Here is a 17,083-nt window from a genome sequence, read left to right on the forward strand (position 1 = left end):
ACGAATAAATAATTAAACAGATGATAAAAAGTTATAAATATATATGGATATTGTTAGGCTTTGTTTCTTCATTAACATTTAGTGCCTGCGACGACGATATTGATCCTGTAGTAGAAGAACTGCCAATCACGAGAGTTTTTGCTCCTTCTGGTATTGAAGCAGATATAACAGATCAGACTACAGTGACAATCACTTGGAATTCAAATAAAAATATTGATTCATATCAATTAGAAATTAGTCAGGATAATTTGGAATTCACTAATATTATTGAGTCAGTTACCTTAGAAAAAGGTGTGACTTCTTATACTTATGATTTACCTGCAGGTGATACGCAATATTCTGCAAGAATCATGGGACTAAGTGAAACTTTAAATGATTCAAAATGGGTAACTGTTTCATTTGAATCATTGCCAGAAAACTTATTCTATAATTATGATCTTGTGATGAACGGTTTGGGTGATATTACTTTAAGCTGGACACCAGGTAAACAAGTAACTTCTATGGTGTTTGTTGATAGCGAAGGTCAAACTGCATATGATTTAGCCATTACACCAGAAGAATTAGCTGCCGGAGTTAAGAATTTTCCTGGTTTAGCTAATGATTTGTATACAATTAACTTAATGAACGGAAGTGCAGTAAGAGGTACACAAAAATATGTGCTTGAAGGTGATATTCTTTTAGAGGCTGGAGGTGATTTAGCTGCTGCTATTTCTGCTGCAGCAAGTGGAAATGTAATTGTTTTACAAGGTGGTGAGTCTTATGGTTTTGTAGGAGATTTAACTATAGATAAAAGTTTGAAAATAAAAGGTATCGATGGTGGTGAAATGCCTGTTATGTATACCACATCCGGAGATAGAATGTTTTTCATTGGTTCCACACCAACAGTAACAGATTCACTGGTTTTTGAAAACCTTTATATGAGTGGTTATGTAAATTATACTGCTGGTTCTCAAATAAGAGGTGTATTTGATATGGAAAGTGAAGCATGTAATATTGGTGCTGTAAAATTCCTTGGTTGTAAAATATATGACATGGGACGTCAGATTATGAGATTACGTGGTGGTTCTGATCAAACTATTGGCGAATTTGTAATTGATGATTGTATTATTCACAATTTAGGTAGCAGTAGCAGTAGTTATGGTGTTTTATGTGCTACAGAAACAAATACAAATGTTACAAACATAAAAGTAACCAATTCTACAATTGATAGTTTAAAGTGTCACTTCATACGTTATGATGATGCTACAGCTTGCGAAAACATTGTGGTTGAAAATTGTACTTTTAATAAAGTGCCTTATAGCTCTGGTAGATACTTAATGGATATCAGAAACGTTGCAGTTACAGATGGAGTCCAAATTACCAATTGTATTTTTGGAACTTCTACTTACGGTGATACACCTTCTATTAGTGGTGTTTATTACAATGCTGATATTACAACGCTAACTGTGTCTGATAGTTATGCAACTACTGATTTTGTAAATACAGGTTATTCAATTGTTGAATTATGTACTTCATTAGGAGTGGCATCTACAGATATTTTTACCGATCCTGATAATGGCGATTTTACATTAACAGATGGTTCTCTTGATGCAGGAGATCCTCGTTGGAGATAAACTTAAAATAGATTAATAATATGGATATAGTAATTTACTATATCCATATTTATTATACAATCTTAATTTAATTACATTTTTTGTAGTTATTCGGTATAGTATTCTCATATTAAATAAAGGTTTTTTTCAGAATATAATTGTTATTCACAGCTATCTCAAAGCCACTTCAAAGCCATAACCTAAAAAATCATACCTATTGACTTTTAGTTGAATTTATATTGGTTACTAAAGTCAATAATGTAAATAAATTAAGAGGCTGAGAATAATATTATAAGAGTGAATGATTTGATTTCAAATGCCTTTGGCGTATGAAATTCACTATATAATTAAGAGATCTGAGATTTAATCTCAATACTGATAGTAAAGCATAAAATGGAGTTAATAAAATAGGGAACTCTGTAATTTACACATGCAATAAAGTTTAAGCTTTAAAATATGATTAGAAGTCTGTTTTTTTTATTGTTAGCATTTTGCTGTTTCATAAACGCAGAGGCTACTAATTATTATGTTTCTACAAGTGGAAGTAATTCCAATAATGGAACATCTACATCAACACCATTTTTAACGTTAAGTCAGGCAATTAGTGTTTGCTCATCAGGTGATGATATTTTTGTTATGGAGGGTGTTTATACTGTTACATCACGAATTAGAATACAAAATAGTGGTTCAGCAAGTAATCGTTGTTCAATTCAAAATTATTCTGGTGGAACTGTAATATTAGATTTTTCATCAATGGTAACAGCTGATGCAAATCAGGGAATTTTACTCAACGGTAATTATTGGTTACTAAAAGGACTTACTGTAAAAGGAGCAGGCGATAATGGTCTTTTGATAGATGGCGGTTCATACAATGTAATTAAGCAATGTAATTTTACGGAGAACAGAGATTCTGGGTTTCAGATGAAAAACGGGGCTGCCTATAACATGGTTATAAACTGTGATTCTTATTACAATTATGATCCTTCAGGTAATGGAGAAGATGCAGATGGCTTTGCACCCAAGCATGCCATAGGTGCAGGTAATTATTTTTATGGTTGCAGAGCCTATGATAATTCTGATGACGGATGGGACATGTACCAAACAATAAATCCGGTAGAGTTGGTTAATTGCTGGGCTTTTTCAAATGGTTATAATCATTGGGATGATGCTTCTTTTTCTGGTGATGGTAATGCATTTAAGTTAGGTGGTGATTATACTGTATCCGCTAAGTTTGTTTATCGTTGTGCGGCTTTTTATAACCGAGGTAAAGGTTTTGATCAGAATCATAATATGGGTGTGATTACTATGATCAATAATACGGCTTATAAAAATGAAGGTAAGGATTTTCAAATGTATGAAGCTACAACAGCAGGAGAAGGACATGTTGCTTATAATAATATTTGTTATCCGAAGGATATTAATTTTGTTTCAGGTTCTGATTTAGAAAATAATAGCTGGGATTTAAGTGGAGTAAGTTTATCTGATGATGACTTTTTATCTGTTGATAGTGCAGGAGTGAGAGGACCGAGAAAAGCAGATGGTAGTCTTCCTGAAATTAATTTTTTACGTTTATCATCATCCTCTGAAATGGTGGATGCCGGAGTTAAAAATGATAGTATTTCCTATAATGGAACAGCACCTGATCTTGGTGCTTTTGAATCAGGAGCTCATACAGCAGTAGAAGAAGTAAATGCTTCAGCAAATAAACTCAAAGTCGATATACTTGGTAATCCTTTCTACGATAGGCTTAGAATTCAAATCGTAAATCTTCCAAATGAATCAATGGATTTAAAGGTTCAACTCATAAATGTTTCAGGTAAAGTTGTAATTAATAAAGATATCCCTAAAGGATTGGAATATCAGCTTATAACTCTTGAAACTTCCGCTTTAACAAAGGGAGTGTATTTGTTAAATGTAAAGAATGGCAGATCATCTGTAACCTATAAAATATATCATTATTAATTATTGTAGCATGAAACTTTCCTTTTTAGTTTTTTTAATAGTACTTGGTTTTTCAACATCGATGTGTTTTGCAACAGAACCTGATTTTATAGTTTCTAAAGATGGTTCAGGTGATTTTATTACAGTTCAGGATGCTTTTAATGCAGTTCCTGATTTTAGAAAAGTAACCACGGTAATCTATGTGAAAAATGGAACATATAAAGAAAAGCTGGTATTACCAGCCTCAAAAAATAAAATAACACTGATTGGTGAAAGTGCGGAAAATACAATTATTACCAATGATGATTATGCTTCAAAGAAAAACAGTTTTGGAGAGGAAATGGGAACTACCGGTTCTTCCGGTTTTTTTGTATTCGGAAATGAATTTACTGCTAAAAATATAACGTTTTCAAATACAGCGGGCCCTGTTGGACAAGCAGTGGCTGTGCGTATTGATGGAGATCAGATTGTGTTTGAAAATTGTCGTTTCCTGGGAAATCAGGATACACTTTATCCTCATAGTCCCCTTAGCAGGCAATATTACAGAAACTGCTATATAGAAGGAACTGTTGATTTTATTTTTGGTAAATCGACTGCCTTATTTCAGAATTGCGAAATTTTTTGCAAAGATAAAGGCTATGTAACTGCATCCGCAACATTAGAAGAAACTCCATTCGGTTTTGTATTTATGAATTGTAAAATTACTGGTGATGCTCCTGAGCAATCTTTTTATTTAGGCAGACCATGGCGTTCGTACGCAAAAACGGTATTTATTGAATGTGAGATGAGCAAGATTATAAAGGAGGAAGGATGGCATAACTGGAATAAAAAGGATGCTGAGGAAACTTCTTTCTATGCGGAGTATAATAATAAAGGTAAAGGTTATACGCCAGAAAAAAGAGTAGAATGGTCGCATCAGCTTTCAAAAGAGGAACGTGAAAAATATACCGTGGAAAACATTTTAGGTGGATGGATTCCAGAGGAATCAGGAAAATAAACATTACTAAAACATGGTCACTTACAATAATAATATAAGATGCATCAAAAAAATTTAATCACATTACTGTGTTTTGTCTGTTTTAGTTTTGGGATTAAAGCGCAATCAAAAGTATGGGTTTCGGATAATGGGGATGGAACCTATACCAACCCTATCATTCATGCCGATTATTCAGATCCGGATGTGGTTAGGGTTGGAGATGATTTCTATATGACTTCTTCATCATTCAATTGTGTTCCAGGGTTACCTATATTACATTCTAATGATTTAGTTAATTGGGAGTTAATTAATTATGCATTACCTAAGCAGCCACCGTTTGATGTGTTTGATAAACCTCAGCATGGTAACGGAGTTTGGGCACCTTGTATAAGATATCATCAGGGTGAGTATTACATCTACTATCCGGATCCTGATTTTGGTATCTACATGGTTAAAACTAAAGATCCAGCAGGTAAATGGTCTGATCCTGTATTGGTAAGAGGAGGAAAAGGATTTATCGATCCAACTCCGTTGTGGGATGAAGACGGTAAGGCTTATCTGGCTTATGCCTTTGCCGGGAGCAGAGCAACTGTTAAAAGTGTATTGATGGTTTGTGAAATGACTCCTGATGGAACTAAATTATTGGATAATGATGTATTGGTCTTTGATGGACAGAAAGAGCATTCAACTGTTGAGGGTCCAAAATTTTATAAGCGCAACGGATACTATTATTTGTTTGCTCCTGCAGGAGGTGTTTCTACAGGATGGCAACTCGTTTTGCGTTCAAAAAATGTATTTGGGCCATATGAAGTTAAAGTAACATTAGAGGAAGGAAACTCCGGAATAAACGGACCACATCAGGGTGCCTGGGTAGATACGCCTTCTGGAGAGGACTGGTTTATTCATTTTCAGGATAAAGAGGCCTACGGACGAATTGTACATATGCAGCCAATGAGTTGGAAAAATGATTGGCCTGTAATGGGTATTGATACTGACGGAGATGGAATAGGAGAACCTGTAGCAACTTATAATAAACCTAATGTTGGAAAAACTTATCCAATAGCAACGCCGCTTGAAAATGATGAGTTTAATTCACCAGAATTGGGAATACAGTGGCAATGGCATGCCAATAATGATGTTGATGCAAAATATGGATTTCCTTCTGGTAATCTGGGTTTCTACAGATTAAATTGTAAAACACGTCCTGAAGATTATGTGAATTTGTGGACTGTTCCAAATTTGTTATTACAGAAATTTCCTGCAGAGGAGTTTGTCGCTACTACAAAATTAACTTTTGATCATCGTTTTGATGGAGAAGAAGTTGGATTTGTTGTTATGGGAGAAGACTATCAATATATATCACTAAAACAAATAGGAGAAGAACTTTTTGCCCGTGTGGTTGTGTGTAAAAACGCAAGAACGGGTGGCGAAGAAGTGGAACTTTATAAAGAAGAATGCATAAGTAACAGCATCTATTTTAGAGTTGAAGTTCAAAAGGGAGCTATTTGTAGATTTAGTTATAGCTTAAATGGAAAAAAATATAAGCAAGTAGGTGCTGATTTTACAGCTGTTCCGGGGAGATGGATTGGTTCTAAAGTTGGATATTTTGCTTTGCGTGATGGTGTAATCAATAACTCAGGTACAGTTGATATTGATTGGTTTAGAATTACAAAATAGTTAAGGGTTTTTTAGATATAATAAGGGAATAAAATAATTAAGCAGATGATAAAATTAACTAAGCTGACGTATTTAGCCATAGTAACTTTAATGGCTTGTACTACTCAACCAAAAGATGTTGTGCAGAATTCGGTTGACAAAATTTATGAAGGCGTTGAATTTGAGATGCCAAAGGTAAAGGAGCCGGTTTTTCAGGATTATTCAGTTTCAATTGAAAAATACAATGCGGTTAATGATGGCAAAACATTAAATACTAAAGCTTTTGCTGATGCTATTGCTGATGTGGCCAATAATGGAGGAGGAAAGGTTGTTGTTCCAAGAGGTATTTGGTTAACAGGACCAATTGTTTTAAAAAGTAACATCAATCTTCATCTTGAAGACGGTGCACTGATTTTATTTAGCGAAAACAAGGATTTGTACCCACTTGTAGAAACAAGTTTTGAAGGCTTAAATACGGTTAGATGTCAGGCCCCTTTATCTGGTGAAGGTTTAGAAAATATTGCTATTACAGGTAATGGTGTAATTGATGGATCAGGTGATGCCTGGAGGTTTGTAAAACGATCTAAATTAACAGCTTCGCATTGGAAAGAATTAGTAGCTTCTGGCGGAGTAGTGGATGAAAAAGGTGATACCTGGTATCCTTCTGAAAGTTATATGAAGGCGGCCAGCATGAGCGATATGAACGTAGCACAGTTTGATTCGATGGAAGATTACCAGAAAATCAGAGATTTCCTTCGTCCGGTGTTGGTAAGTCTTGTTAACTGTAAAAAGGTATTATTAGATGGGCCTGTTTTTCAGAATTCTCCGGCCTGGAATGTACATCCTTTAATGTGTGATGATTTAACTGTTCGAAATATTACTGTGCGTAATCCATGGTATTCTCAAAATGGAGATGGAATTGATATTGAATCTTGTAAAAATGTATTGTTATATAATTCTTCATTTGATGTAGGAGATGATGCCATTTGTATTAAATCAGGTAAAGATAAGGATGGTCGCGACAGAGGTATTCCTGCTGAAAATACAATCGTAAAAAATTGTATCGTTTACCATGGTCATGGAGGTGTTACAGTTGGAAGTGAAATGTCAGGAGGCGTTAAAAATCTGCATGCTTCAGGTTGTACTTTTGTTGGTACGGATGTGGGTCTTCGTTTTAAAAGTACCAGAGGTAGAGGAGGAATCGTTGAGAATATCTTTATTTCGGATATTGATATGATTGATATTCCAACGAATGCAATATCATTTAATATGTATTATGGAGGTTTATCTGTATCTGAAATGTTAGCTCAAAAAGACGATAAGAAAACAGATGAGGTTCTTCCTGAAGTTACCGAAGAAACACCTCAGTTTAAAGATATCGTAATCAAAAATGTAACATGTAAGGGAGCCCTTCAGGCTATTTACTTACAAGGTTTACCTGAAATGAATCTTGAAAATGTGCTTCTGGAAAATTTAACCATGGTTGCTAAAAATGGTCTTTTATGCATGGATGCAACTGGTATTAAAATTAAAGATCTGCATTTGGATGTAGAAAATTATCCTGCACTTAATTTTGTTAATGTTAAAGATTTAAAAGTTGAAAAATTAGACCTGGCTAATCCTGATTTTCCTATGATTTCAGTTGCAGGTAGTAAAACAAAACAAGTTTCTATTGAATTACCAAAAGGAGTTTCTGAAGATAAGGCGATGACTATTGGCAAAGCTGTAGATAAAAATGAAGTAGTAGTGGCTACTACTAAATAATTGATTTTTGAATTGGTGTTTGAAAATAAATTTAACAGATGAATAAATTAATAGTGTTTATGCTTTTTGTAATGGGTTTTGTTGCGTGTACAACAAAACCCGAACCTATTGATATTTTTATGATAGGTGATTCTACAATGGCAAATAAAATACCTGAGGTATATCCGGAAACAGGTTGGGGACAAGTGCTTCCTTTGTATTTTGATACCTTAACCACCATACATAACCATGCTGTTAATGGAAGGAGTTCAAAAAGCTTTATTGGTGAAGGCAGATGGCAAGTGGTACTTGATAGTTTAAAGGCAGGTGATTATCTCTTGATCCAGTTTGGTCATAATGATCAAAAAATCAAATCTCCGGATAGATATACTGAGCCTTATGGGGAATATACTGATAATTTAAAAAAGTATATCAATGAGAGTAGAGCTAAAGGTGCAAAACCAATATTGTTAACATCTATTGTTCGCCGAAAATTTAACGAAGACGGTACTTTGGTTGATACACATACAGATTATCCGCCTGCTATGAGAAAGGTGGCTGAAGAAATGAATGTGCCATTAATTGATTTGCAAGCGATGACTGCTAATTTAGTGGAGTCACTTGGAGATGAGGCTTCAAAGCAGCTTTATTTATGGGATCCTAATACCAGTGAAAGATTTCCTGAAGGAAGAAAGGATGACACGCATCTTTGCGTTGAAGGAGCCAAAAAAGTTGCAGGTTTAGCTGTAAAAGGCCTGTCTGAAAAAGATGAGGTATTATCAGCACATATAATTAAGAATCATTAGAGACTAGAGGATTTGTGCTTTTCCTGTTCTGTTAATATAGAACAGGTGTTTTAGATATAGTTTTTGGGTTTATAATGGAATTACAATATTTAAATTGTTTTCAGAAAAAGTTTAATGAAGTGTTTGTATGAGTTGTTTATAAATAATAATTCTCAGAATTTACAAACTAGTTTTCCATTTAAAGAGGTTGTCTTTGCAGGCAACCTCTTTTGTTTTTATAGCAAGCCTAAATAGGAACAGGTATGATATAAATATGATAGTAATAATCTGAATTTATACCCTTTTGTAGTTAGCTTATCTAAGTTTAAAATGTTGAATTTTAGCATTAAATCCTATTTGGGGTTTGTGTATGTTAATAAAACATCTAAATAAAGAAAAATCAATCAAATGTTAATTTTTAAAATGCATTAAATCAATAATTTAAATGTTGTGTTATTTAGAATTGTTACAAAATCCAAAAAAAAGTTTATAAATTTATAATAGTATTTGATACTATTATTATATTTGCAACGTATATGTATTATATGGGAGATAAATACAACAGACACTCTAAGTATTTTGTAGCTGTTGACTGTGTAATTTTTGGTTATGAAGATGGAGATTTAAAATTATTACTCTATCATCGTGGTTTTGAGCCAGCTAAAGGTAAGTGGTCGCTTATGGGAGGGTTTGTTGGAGAAGAAGAATCGTCGGATACAGCTGCCCGTCGCATACTTCACAATATTACCGGTTTGGATGATATTTTCCTTGAGCAAGTTCAAGCATTTTCTGAACCAAAAAGGGATTCGGAAGATAGGGTGGTTAGTATCACGTATTATGCTTTGATTAGAATTGATCAGCATAACTCGGATAAAGTTAGGGAAAATGGAGCACACTGGTGGTCAATGAAGTCCTTGCCTCATCTGGTTTTTGACCATCAGGAGATGGTGATGAAGGCGCTTGAAAAACTGCAGGTTAAAGCAGAAATGGAATTAGTTGGAAGTGAATTGTTACCAGATAAATTTACTTTGTTACAATTAAGAAGGTTGTATGAAGCCATATTTCAAATAGAGCTTGATACAGGAAATTTTAGAAAAAAAGTGTTGTCGTTAAAAGTTCTACAGCGTTTGGATGAAAAAAATACAACAGAGTCTAGACGCGGTGCTTATTATTTCAAATTTATCGAGGGAGCAAAGGCCCGTCCTTTTGACAGAATCGTGAAAATTTGACTTTTTTTTAACTGTATAATAGTATAAAGTACTATATAAAACAAAAGAAACATTAAGATAGAAATGATACGACCAGAAAATCAGATGTATATAATATAGTATTTTGGTTTTTTAGCGGTTGTGGTAAAATCAGTGTAATTATGAAAACTATAGATCAATTAGAAGTTTGGTTTGTAACAGGAAGCCAGCATTTGTACGGACAAAAAACATTAGATCAGGTTGCTGATCATTCAAAAGAAATTGCAGCAGCATTTGATGCTTCTTCAGAAATTCCTGTTAAAGTTGTTTGTAAACCTACAGGTACAGGTTCTGCTGAAATACATAAAATTTGTAAAGAAGCTAACAGTGCAGAAAATTGTATCGGTATTATTACCTGGATGCACACTTTCTCACCTGCTAAAATGTGGATTCATGGACTTAAAGAATTAAATAAGCCATTACTTCACTTACACACTCAATATAATAAAGAGATTCCTTGGGATGAAATCGATATGGATTTCATGAACTTAAACCAAAGTGCTCACGGAGATAGAGAATTTGGTCACATCACAGCACGTATGCGTTTAAACCGCAAAGTTGTAGTTGGTCACTGGCAAGATCCTAAAACAGTTTCAAAAGTAGCTGGTTGGACTCGCGTTGCTGCAGGATGGGCTGATTCTCAAGATATGTTAATCATCCGTTTTGGTGATCAAATGAACAATGTTGCTGTAACAGATGGTGATAAAGTAGATGCTGAGAGAGTATTTGGTTACCATGTTGATTATAGCCCAATTGCTGATTTTGTAAAAGTACAGGATAATGTAAGTGATGAAGATGTTGCTGCATTAGTTAAAATATACGAAGAAGAGTACGACCTTGCTGATAACTGTAAAGAAGGAGGAAAAGATCGTGAGCAAGTTGTTAAAGCTGCGCGTATTGAAATTGGATTACGCAGATATCTTGAAGCTAAAGGTGCAAAAGCGTTTACTACAAACTTTGATGATTTAGAAGGTGTAGATCAGTTACCAGGTTTAGCTTCTCAGCGTTTAATGGCTGATGGTTACGGTTTTGGTGCTGAAGGAGACTGGAAAACTGCTGCTTTATGTCGTACAATGTGGTATATGGGACAAGGTTTACCTAACGGATGTTCTTTCCTTGAAGATTATACATTAAACTTCGATGGTGAGAATAGTTCTATCCTTCAGGCTCACATGTTAGAGGTTTGTCCTTTAATTGCTGACCACAAACCAAAATTAGAAGTTCACCCATTAGGAATTGGTGGTAAAAACGATCCTGCTCGTTTAGTATTTACTAGTAAAACAGGACCAGGTGTTGCAGCTACTATTGTTGATATGGGAAGTCGTTTCCGTATGATCATTAATGCTGTTGATTGTATCGAATCTAAAAAATTACCTAAACTTCCTGTAGCTAGTGCACTTTGGATTCCACAGCCAAACTTTGAAGTTGGTGCTGCTGCTTGGATTCTTGCAGGTGGAACTCACCACACTAGTTTCTCATATGATTTAACTGTTGAAGATTTATTAGATTATGCAGAGATTGCAGGTATTGAAGCTGTAGTTATTGATAACAATACTACTATTCCAGCGTTCAAAAAAGAACTTCAATGGAACGACCTTTATTATCACTTAGCAAAAGGGATATAATAATTTACTAAATATGGCGTATGAGGATTCATACGCCAGAAACAATTAAAAATATGGTTACTTTAGATTGGATTGTAATAGGAGTCTTTTTTGTTTTGCTGGTTGCCATTATCGTATGGGTAGTTAGTCAAAAAAATTCGAATTCCGAAGATTACTTTTTAGGGGGGCGTGATGCTTCCTGGATTGCAATTGGGGCATCTATTTTTGCTTCAAATATTGGATCTGAACACTTAATTGGACTTGCTGGTGCTGGTGCCTCTAGTGGTATGGCAATGGCTCACTGGGAAATTCAAGGGTGGATGATATTGATTTTAGGATGGGTTTTTGTGCCTTTCTATTCTCGCAGTATGGTGTTAACAATGCCTGAATTTTTGGAGCGTAGATATAACAAAGAATCCAGAACAGTATTGTCTTTGATTTCGTTAGTTAGTTATGTGCTTACAAAAGTAGCAGTTACCGTTTATGCAGGTGGATTGGTATTTCAACAGGTTTTTGGAATAGAAGAGCTTTGGGGTATTGACTTCTTCTGGATATCTGCTATTGGTTTGGTTATTTTAACAGCCCTTTATACTATTTTCGGAGGTATGAAATCGGTACTTTATACATCGGTTTTACAAACTCCAATTCTTTTAGGGGGTTCCTTAATTATCTTAGTGCTTGGATTAAAAGCAGTAGGGGGTTGGGAAAATGTTCTTGAAATTTGTGGCGCTACAAAAGTAAACGAATATGGTGACAGTATGATTAACCTTATTCGTGACAATGGTGACCCTGATTTTCCATGGTTAGGAGCCTTAATTGGTTCTGCCGTTATTGGTTTCTGGTACTGGTGTACTGACCAATTTATTGTTCAAAGGGTATTATCTGGTAAAAACGAGAAACATGCTCGTAGAGGTACTATCTTTGGTGCTTACTTAAAATTATTACCAGTATTCTTATTCTTAATTCCTGGTATGATTGCTTATGCAATGAGTGCTAAAGGTGATGTGATGTTAAACGGACAGTTGTATGTTTTACCAAGTGCAGATGCTGCGTTCCCCTCATTAGTTGCTCAGTTATTACCTGCAGGAGTTAAAGGTCTTGTAGTTTGTGGTATCCTTGCTGCTTTAATGAGTTCATTAGCTTCATTGTTTAACTCATCGGCAATGTTATTTACTATTGACTTCTATAAAAGATTTAAACCAGAAACTCCTGAGAAGAAATTGGTTAAAATCGGCCAGATGGCAACTGTTGTAATTGTAACATTAGGTATTCTTTGGATTCCAATTATGAGAAGTATTGGAGACGTTTTGTATGAATATTTACAAGATGTTCAGTCAGTATTAGCTCCAGGTATTGCAGCTGCTTTCTTAATGGGTATTACCTGGAAAAGAGCTTCAGCTAAAGGTGGATACTGGGGTTTAATGTCTGGATTTATCATTGGTATTACTCGTTTAGGAGCTAAAGTTTATTATAATTCATTCCCGGATGCTGGAGATAGCTTATTTAAAGCTGTATTCTTTGATACAAACTGGTTATTCTTCTGTGGATATATGTTGTTAGTTTGTATTGCAGTTGTGGTAATTGTAAGTTTAAATACAAAAGCACCATCTGCCGAAAAAATTCAAGGTTTGGTATTTGGTACTTCAACTCCGGAACAAAGAGCTGCTACTAGAGAAAGCTGGAATATTTGGGATGTAGTTAACACTGTGATTATCCTAAGTTTAACAGTTGCATTTTATATTTATTTCTGGTAAAAAATTAAGGAAATGTTAGAGCAATTAAAAGAAGACGTTTTTAAAGCAAATCTTGATTTAGTAAAACACGGACTTGTTATTTTCACTTGGGGAAATGTAAGTGCTATTGACAGAGAAAAAGGTTTGGTAGTAATAAAACCTAGTGGCGTTGATTACGATGTAATGAAAGCTTCTGATATGGTTGTGGTAGATTTAGATGGAAATGTGGTTGATGGAGATTTAAAACCTTCGTCTGATACACCTACACATCTTGAATTATATAAGGCTTTTCCTGAAATTGGTGGTGTTGTACATACACACTCAACTTATGCAACAGCATGGGCACAGGCAGGAAAAGATATTCCAATTTTAGGAACTACACAAGCAGATTATTTCTATGGAGATGTTCCTTGTACAAGGTCTATGACTGAAGAGGAAATTGCTGGTGACTATGAAAAAGATACTGGTACTGTTATTATTGAAGCATTCGAAGGACGTAATCCTTCTCATGTTCCAGGTGTAGTAGTTAAAAATCATGGTCCGTTTTCATGGGGTAAAAATGCAGATGACGCAGTGCATAATGCAGTTGTGTTAGAGCAAATTGCTAAAATGGATTTTATTGCATTTCAGGTTAATCCTAATGCAGATATGAATAATCACCTTACAGAAAAGCATTTTAACCGTAAACATGGTGCAAATGCATACTATGGACAAGGTAAATAATTGATATGAATAGGGATGGGATTTTCTTTTTAAGTAATTAATTAGAAAATCCCTTTTAAATCAATTGTAAAATATTCTCTTAATTGCCTTTTATTACATTCTCAAATTGGGCAAATATTAATTTTATAAAGATCCTGTTAATAATCTCTTTTATGAGATGATTGCATAACAAGGATAGATAATACTTCTTGATAAAGATAGATCAATGAAAAATCAATATGTAATTGGATTGGATTATGGTTCTGACTCAGCCAGAGCATTAATTGTTGATGTGAATACAGGTGAAGAAATGGCTTCATCAGTAAAATATTATCCTCGTTGGATGGACGGAAAATATTGTGTTCCTGCACAAAATCAATACCGTCAGCATCCAAAAGACTATTTGGAAGTAATGGAAGCTACTATTACAGAGGCGTTAGCTAAATGTGATGCTTCAGTAGCTGAAAATGTAGTTGGAATTTCTTTTGATACAACTGGTAGTACACCTGCATTAACAGATGCTAACGGTACGCCTTTGGCAATGTTACCAGAGTTCGAAGAAAATCCAAATGCAATGTTTATTTTATGGAAAGACCATACTGCTGTTAAAGAAGCAGACGAAATAAATGCATTGGCACGTAAATGGGATGTAGATTTTACTAAATACGAAGGTGGTATCTATTCTTCAGAATGGGTATGGGCTAAAGTTCTTCATATATTACGTAAAGATGAGGTTGTTAAAGGTGCTGCTGTATCATGGATTGAATACTGTGACTGGTTACCAGCTGTATTAACAGGAAAAACAGCTCTTAAAGAAGTAAAAAGAAGCCGTTGTGCTGCTGGTCATAAAGCTTTATGGCATACTGACTGGAACGGTCTTCCACCAGAAGAGTTTTTAGTTGAACTTGGACCTGAATTAAAAGGTTTACGTGAAAACTTATTTGAAGATACATATACCAGTGATGAGGCATTTGGAACTTTAACTCCTGAGTGGGCCGAAAAATTAGGTTTATCTACTGACGTAGTCATCGGTGTGAGTGCTTTTGATGCACACATGGGGGCAGTAGGTGCTGAGATTGAAGCAAATACTTTTGTACGTATCATGGGTACTTCTACTTGTGATATCATGGTTTCTCCTGAAGATGAATTGGGAGATAAATTAATCCCGGGTATTTGTGGTCAGGTAGATGGTTCTGTAATTCCTGGAATGGTTGGACTAGAAGCTGGTCAGTCTGCGTTTGGTGATGTTTATGCATGGTTCAAAAATGTATTAGCATGGCCATTACAATTTATCGAAGATAAAGATCAGGCTAAAGCAATTGAAGATAAAATTATTCCTGCTTTATCAGAAGAAGCGATTAAAATTCCAGTTGAAGAGTCTACTATTTTAGCTACAGACTGGTTAAACGGACGTAGAACTCCAGATGCTACTCAAAATGTAAAAGGAACCATTACAGGATTGAACTTAGGTTCTTCAGCTCCTCGTATTTTCCGTGCATTGGTTGAAGCTACAGCTTTTGGTTCTAAAGCTATTGTTCAACGTTTCTTAGATAATGGTGTAAAGGTAGATCAGGTTGTTGCTATTGGTGGTGTTGCAAAAAAATCAGATTTTGTAATGCAAACACTGGCAGATGTTCTTGGTATGCCAATTAAGGTAGCTCGTTCAGAGCAAAGTGTGGCTTTAGGAGCTGCTATGTTTGCAGCAGTTGCTTCAGGTGCGCACAAAAATATTGCTGAAGCTCAAAAAGCAATGGGACAAGGTTTTGAAAAAGAATACGATCCTATTGCAGCTAATGTTGAAGCTTACAAAGCAATCTACGATAAGTACCTTAAATTAGGTGCTTTCACTGAAAAAGAATTGTAGTCAATTTTCATGTTTATAATAGGGGGAAATATGCTTCATTTCCCCCTTTATCCCTCGTAAAATTTTATAAAATGGTTATCGGATTAGCTTCTGATCATGCTGGTTACGACCTTAAAGTTAAGGTTATAGCGTATTTGACTTCAAAAGGTTTGGAAGTTAAAGATTACGGAACTTATTCTGCTGATAGTTGTGATTATGCAGATTATGCACATCAATTAGCTACAGCTATTGAGACAAAAGAACTAAAAGTAGGTTTGGCTTTTTGCGGTAGTGGTAATGGCATAAATATCACGCTTAACCGTCATAAAGAAGTTAGATCGGCTTATTGTTGGCAAACAGAAATTGCTGCACTCGCACGTCAGCATAATGATGCCAATATTTGTACTATCCCAGCTCGATTTATTGAGGAGGAAGACGCCTATAAAATTATTGATGTATTTCTGGCTACTGAGTTTGAAGGAGGAAGACATCAAAAGCGAATTGAAAAGATAGAATTAAAATAAAAATAATAAGTAAACAAAGACATTGTTATGGCATCTATTAGTGTAACAGACAGAGCTGCAGATAATATCAGAATATTAGCTGCTGCAATGGTTGAAAAAGCAAATTCAGGACACCCGGGTGGTGCTATGGGTGGTGCAGATTTTATTAACATCCTTTTTTCTGAATACCTTAACTATGATCCAAAAGACAGAACATGGGTAAACAGAGACCGTTTCTTCCTTGATCCAGGTCACATGTCACCAATGCTATATGCTCAGCTGGCTTTAACAGGTACATACAGCATGGATGAAGTATCTAAGTTTCGCCAATGGGATAGCCCAACTCCAGGACACCCTGAAGTTGATTTTGCAAGAGGTGTTGAAAATACTTCAGGTCCACTAGGACAAGGTCACACAATGGCTGTTGGAGCTGCAATTACAGAGAAATTCTTAAAGGCAAGATTCGGAGATTGGATGTCTCATGATATTTATACATTCATTTCTGACGGTGGTGTTCAGGAAGAAATTTCTCAGGGTGCTGGTCGTATTGCAGGTTATTTAGGTTTGAACAACCTTATTATGTTTTACGATTCAAATGACATTCAGTTATCTACAAAAACAGATGCAGTAACAGTAGAAGATACTGCTAAAAAATATGAAGCCTGGGGATGGGCAGTTATGACCATTGATGGAAATAACGCTGACGAAATCCGTAAAGCTCTTGATGCAGCCAAAGCTGAAACAGAAAAACCTTTCTT

At 35.1% G+C, this 17,083-nt stretch carries 13 protein-coding genes; all 13 read left to right on the forward strand.

What is annotated here, in order from left to right:
* Positions 1-20 precede the first annotated feature (20 nt).
* Positions 21-1,613, forward strand: coding sequence for a DUF5123 domain-containing protein (locus tag OM075_RS03900; RefSeq protein ID WP_301189163.1), 1,593 nt, complete (start codon positions 21-23; stop codon positions 1,611-1,613).
* 435 nt (positions 1,614-2,048) lie between these two features.
* Entirely contained in the window at positions 2,049-3,554 is a 1,506-nt protein-coding gene (locus tag OM075_RS03905) for a right-handed parallel beta-helix repeat-containing protein (protein WP_301189164.1), read from the forward strand.
* A gap of 10 nt (positions 3,555-3,564) precedes the next feature.
* A complete protein-coding gene (locus OM075_RS03910) occupies positions 3,565-4,530 on the forward strand; it encodes a pectinesterase family protein (protein WP_301189165.1) in 966 nt (321 codons plus the stop codon).
* 39 nt (positions 4,531-4,569) lie between these two features.
* Complete coding sequence (locus OM075_RS03915; RefSeq protein ID WP_301189166.1) at positions 4,570-6,186, forward strand: glycoside hydrolase family 43 protein; 1,617 nt, start codon at positions 4,570-4,572, stop codon at positions 6,184-6,186.
* A gap of 45 nt (positions 6,187-6,231) precedes the next feature.
* Positions 6,232-7,929 carry a glycoside hydrolase family 28 protein gene (locus tag OM075_RS03920; protein ID WP_301189167.1) on the forward strand — a complete coding sequence of 566 codons (1,698 nt, stop codon included), beginning with the start codon at positions 6,232-6,234 and terminating at the stop codon, positions 7,927-7,929.
* Positions 7,930-7,967: 38 nt separating this feature from the next.
* The gene (locus OM075_RS03925; protein ID WP_301189168.1) at positions 7,968-8,714 is read left to right on the forward strand and encodes a rhamnogalacturonan acetylesterase; all 747 of its coding nucleotides are present in this window, start codon (positions 7,968-7,970) and stop codon (positions 8,712-8,714) included.
* Between the two features lie 524 nt (positions 8,715-9,238).
* Entirely contained in the window at positions 9,239-9,922 is a 684-nt protein-coding gene (locus tag OM075_RS03930; protein WP_301189169.1) for an NUDIX hydrolase, read from the forward strand.
* A 140-nt stretch (positions 9,923-10,062) separates the two neighbouring features.
* The gene (gene araA, locus OM075_RS03935) at positions 10,063-11,565 is read left to right on the forward strand and encodes an L-arabinose isomerase (protein ID WP_301189170.1); all 1,503 of its coding nucleotides are present in this window, start codon (positions 10,063-10,065) and stop codon (positions 11,563-11,565) included.
* A gap of 20 nt (positions 11,566-11,585) precedes the next feature.
* The gene (locus OM075_RS03940; protein WP_301189171.1) at positions 11,586-13,298 is read left to right on the forward strand and encodes a sodium:solute symporter; all 1,713 of its coding nucleotides are present in this window, start codon (positions 11,586-11,588) and stop codon (positions 13,296-13,298) included.
* Between the two features lie 12 nt (positions 13,299-13,310).
* A complete protein-coding gene (araD, locus tag OM075_RS03945) occupies positions 13,311-14,000 on the forward strand; it encodes an L-ribulose-5-phosphate 4-epimerase (protein ID WP_301189172.1) in 690 nt (229 codons plus the stop codon).
* Between the two features lie 205 nt (positions 14,001-14,205).
* Complete coding sequence (locus OM075_RS03950) at positions 14,206-15,843, forward strand: ribulokinase (RefSeq protein WP_301189173.1); 1,638 nt, start codon at positions 14,206-14,208, stop codon at positions 15,841-15,843.
* 71 nt (positions 15,844-15,914) lie between these two features.
* On the forward strand, positions 15,915-16,346 hold the full coding sequence (locus OM075_RS03955; protein WP_301189174.1) for an RpiB/LacA/LacB family sugar-phosphate isomerase: 432 nt from the start codon (positions 15,915-15,917) through the stop codon (positions 16,344-16,346).
* 27 nt (positions 16,347-16,373) lie between these two features.
* Positions 16,374-17,083: thiamine pyrophosphate-binding protein (locus OM075_RS03960; protein ID WP_301189175.1), on the forward strand; the 710-nt coding region annotated here is incomplete at its 3' end.

This window comes from Plebeiibacterium sediminum, from assembly GCF_026013605.1.
Lineage (GTDB): Bacteria > Bacteroidota > Bacteroidia > Bacteroidales > Marinilabiliaceae > Saccharicrinis > Saccharicrinis sediminus.

Coding starts and splice junctions, on each gene's coding strand:
- OM075_RS03900 (WP_301189163.1), top strand. CDS start 21: ATGATAAAAAGTTATAAATATATATGGATATTGTTAGGCTTTGTTTCT.
- OM075_RS03905 (WP_301189164.1), top strand. CDS start 2,049: ATGATTAGAAGTCTGTTTTTTTTATTGTTAGCATTTTGCTGTTTCATA.
- OM075_RS03910 (WP_301189165.1), top strand. CDS start 3,565: ATGAAACTTTCCTTTTTAGTTTTTTTAATAGTACTTGGTTTTTCAACA.
- OM075_RS03915 (WP_301189166.1), top strand. CDS start 4,570: ATGCATCAAAAAAATTTAATCACATTACTGTGTTTTGTCTGTTTTAGT.
- OM075_RS03920 (WP_301189167.1), top strand. CDS start 6,232: ATGATAAAATTAACTAAGCTGACGTATTTAGCCATAGTAACTTTAATG.
- OM075_RS03925 (WP_301189168.1), top strand. CDS start 7,968: ATGAATAAATTAATAGTGTTTATGCTTTTTGTAATGGGTTTTGTTGCG.
- OM075_RS03930 (WP_301189169.1), top strand. CDS start 9,239: ATGGGAGATAAATACAACAGACACTCTAAGTATTTTGTAGCTGTTGAC.
- araA (WP_301189170.1), top strand. CDS start 10,063: ATGAAAACTATAGATCAATTAGAAGTTTGGTTTGTAACAGGAAGCCAG.
- OM075_RS03940 (WP_301189171.1), top strand. CDS start 11,586: ATGAGGATTCATACGCCAGAAACAATTAAAAATATGGTTACTTTAGAT.
- araD (WP_301189172.1), top strand. CDS start 13,311: ATGTTAGAGCAATTAAAAGAAGACGTTTTTAAAGCAAATCTTGATTTA.
- OM075_RS03950 (WP_301189173.1), top strand. CDS start 14,206: ATGAAAAATCAATATGTAATTGGATTGGATTATGGTTCTGACTCAGCC.
- OM075_RS03955 (WP_301189174.1), top strand. CDS start 15,915: ATGGTTATCGGATTAGCTTCTGATCATGCTGGTTACGACCTTAAAGTT.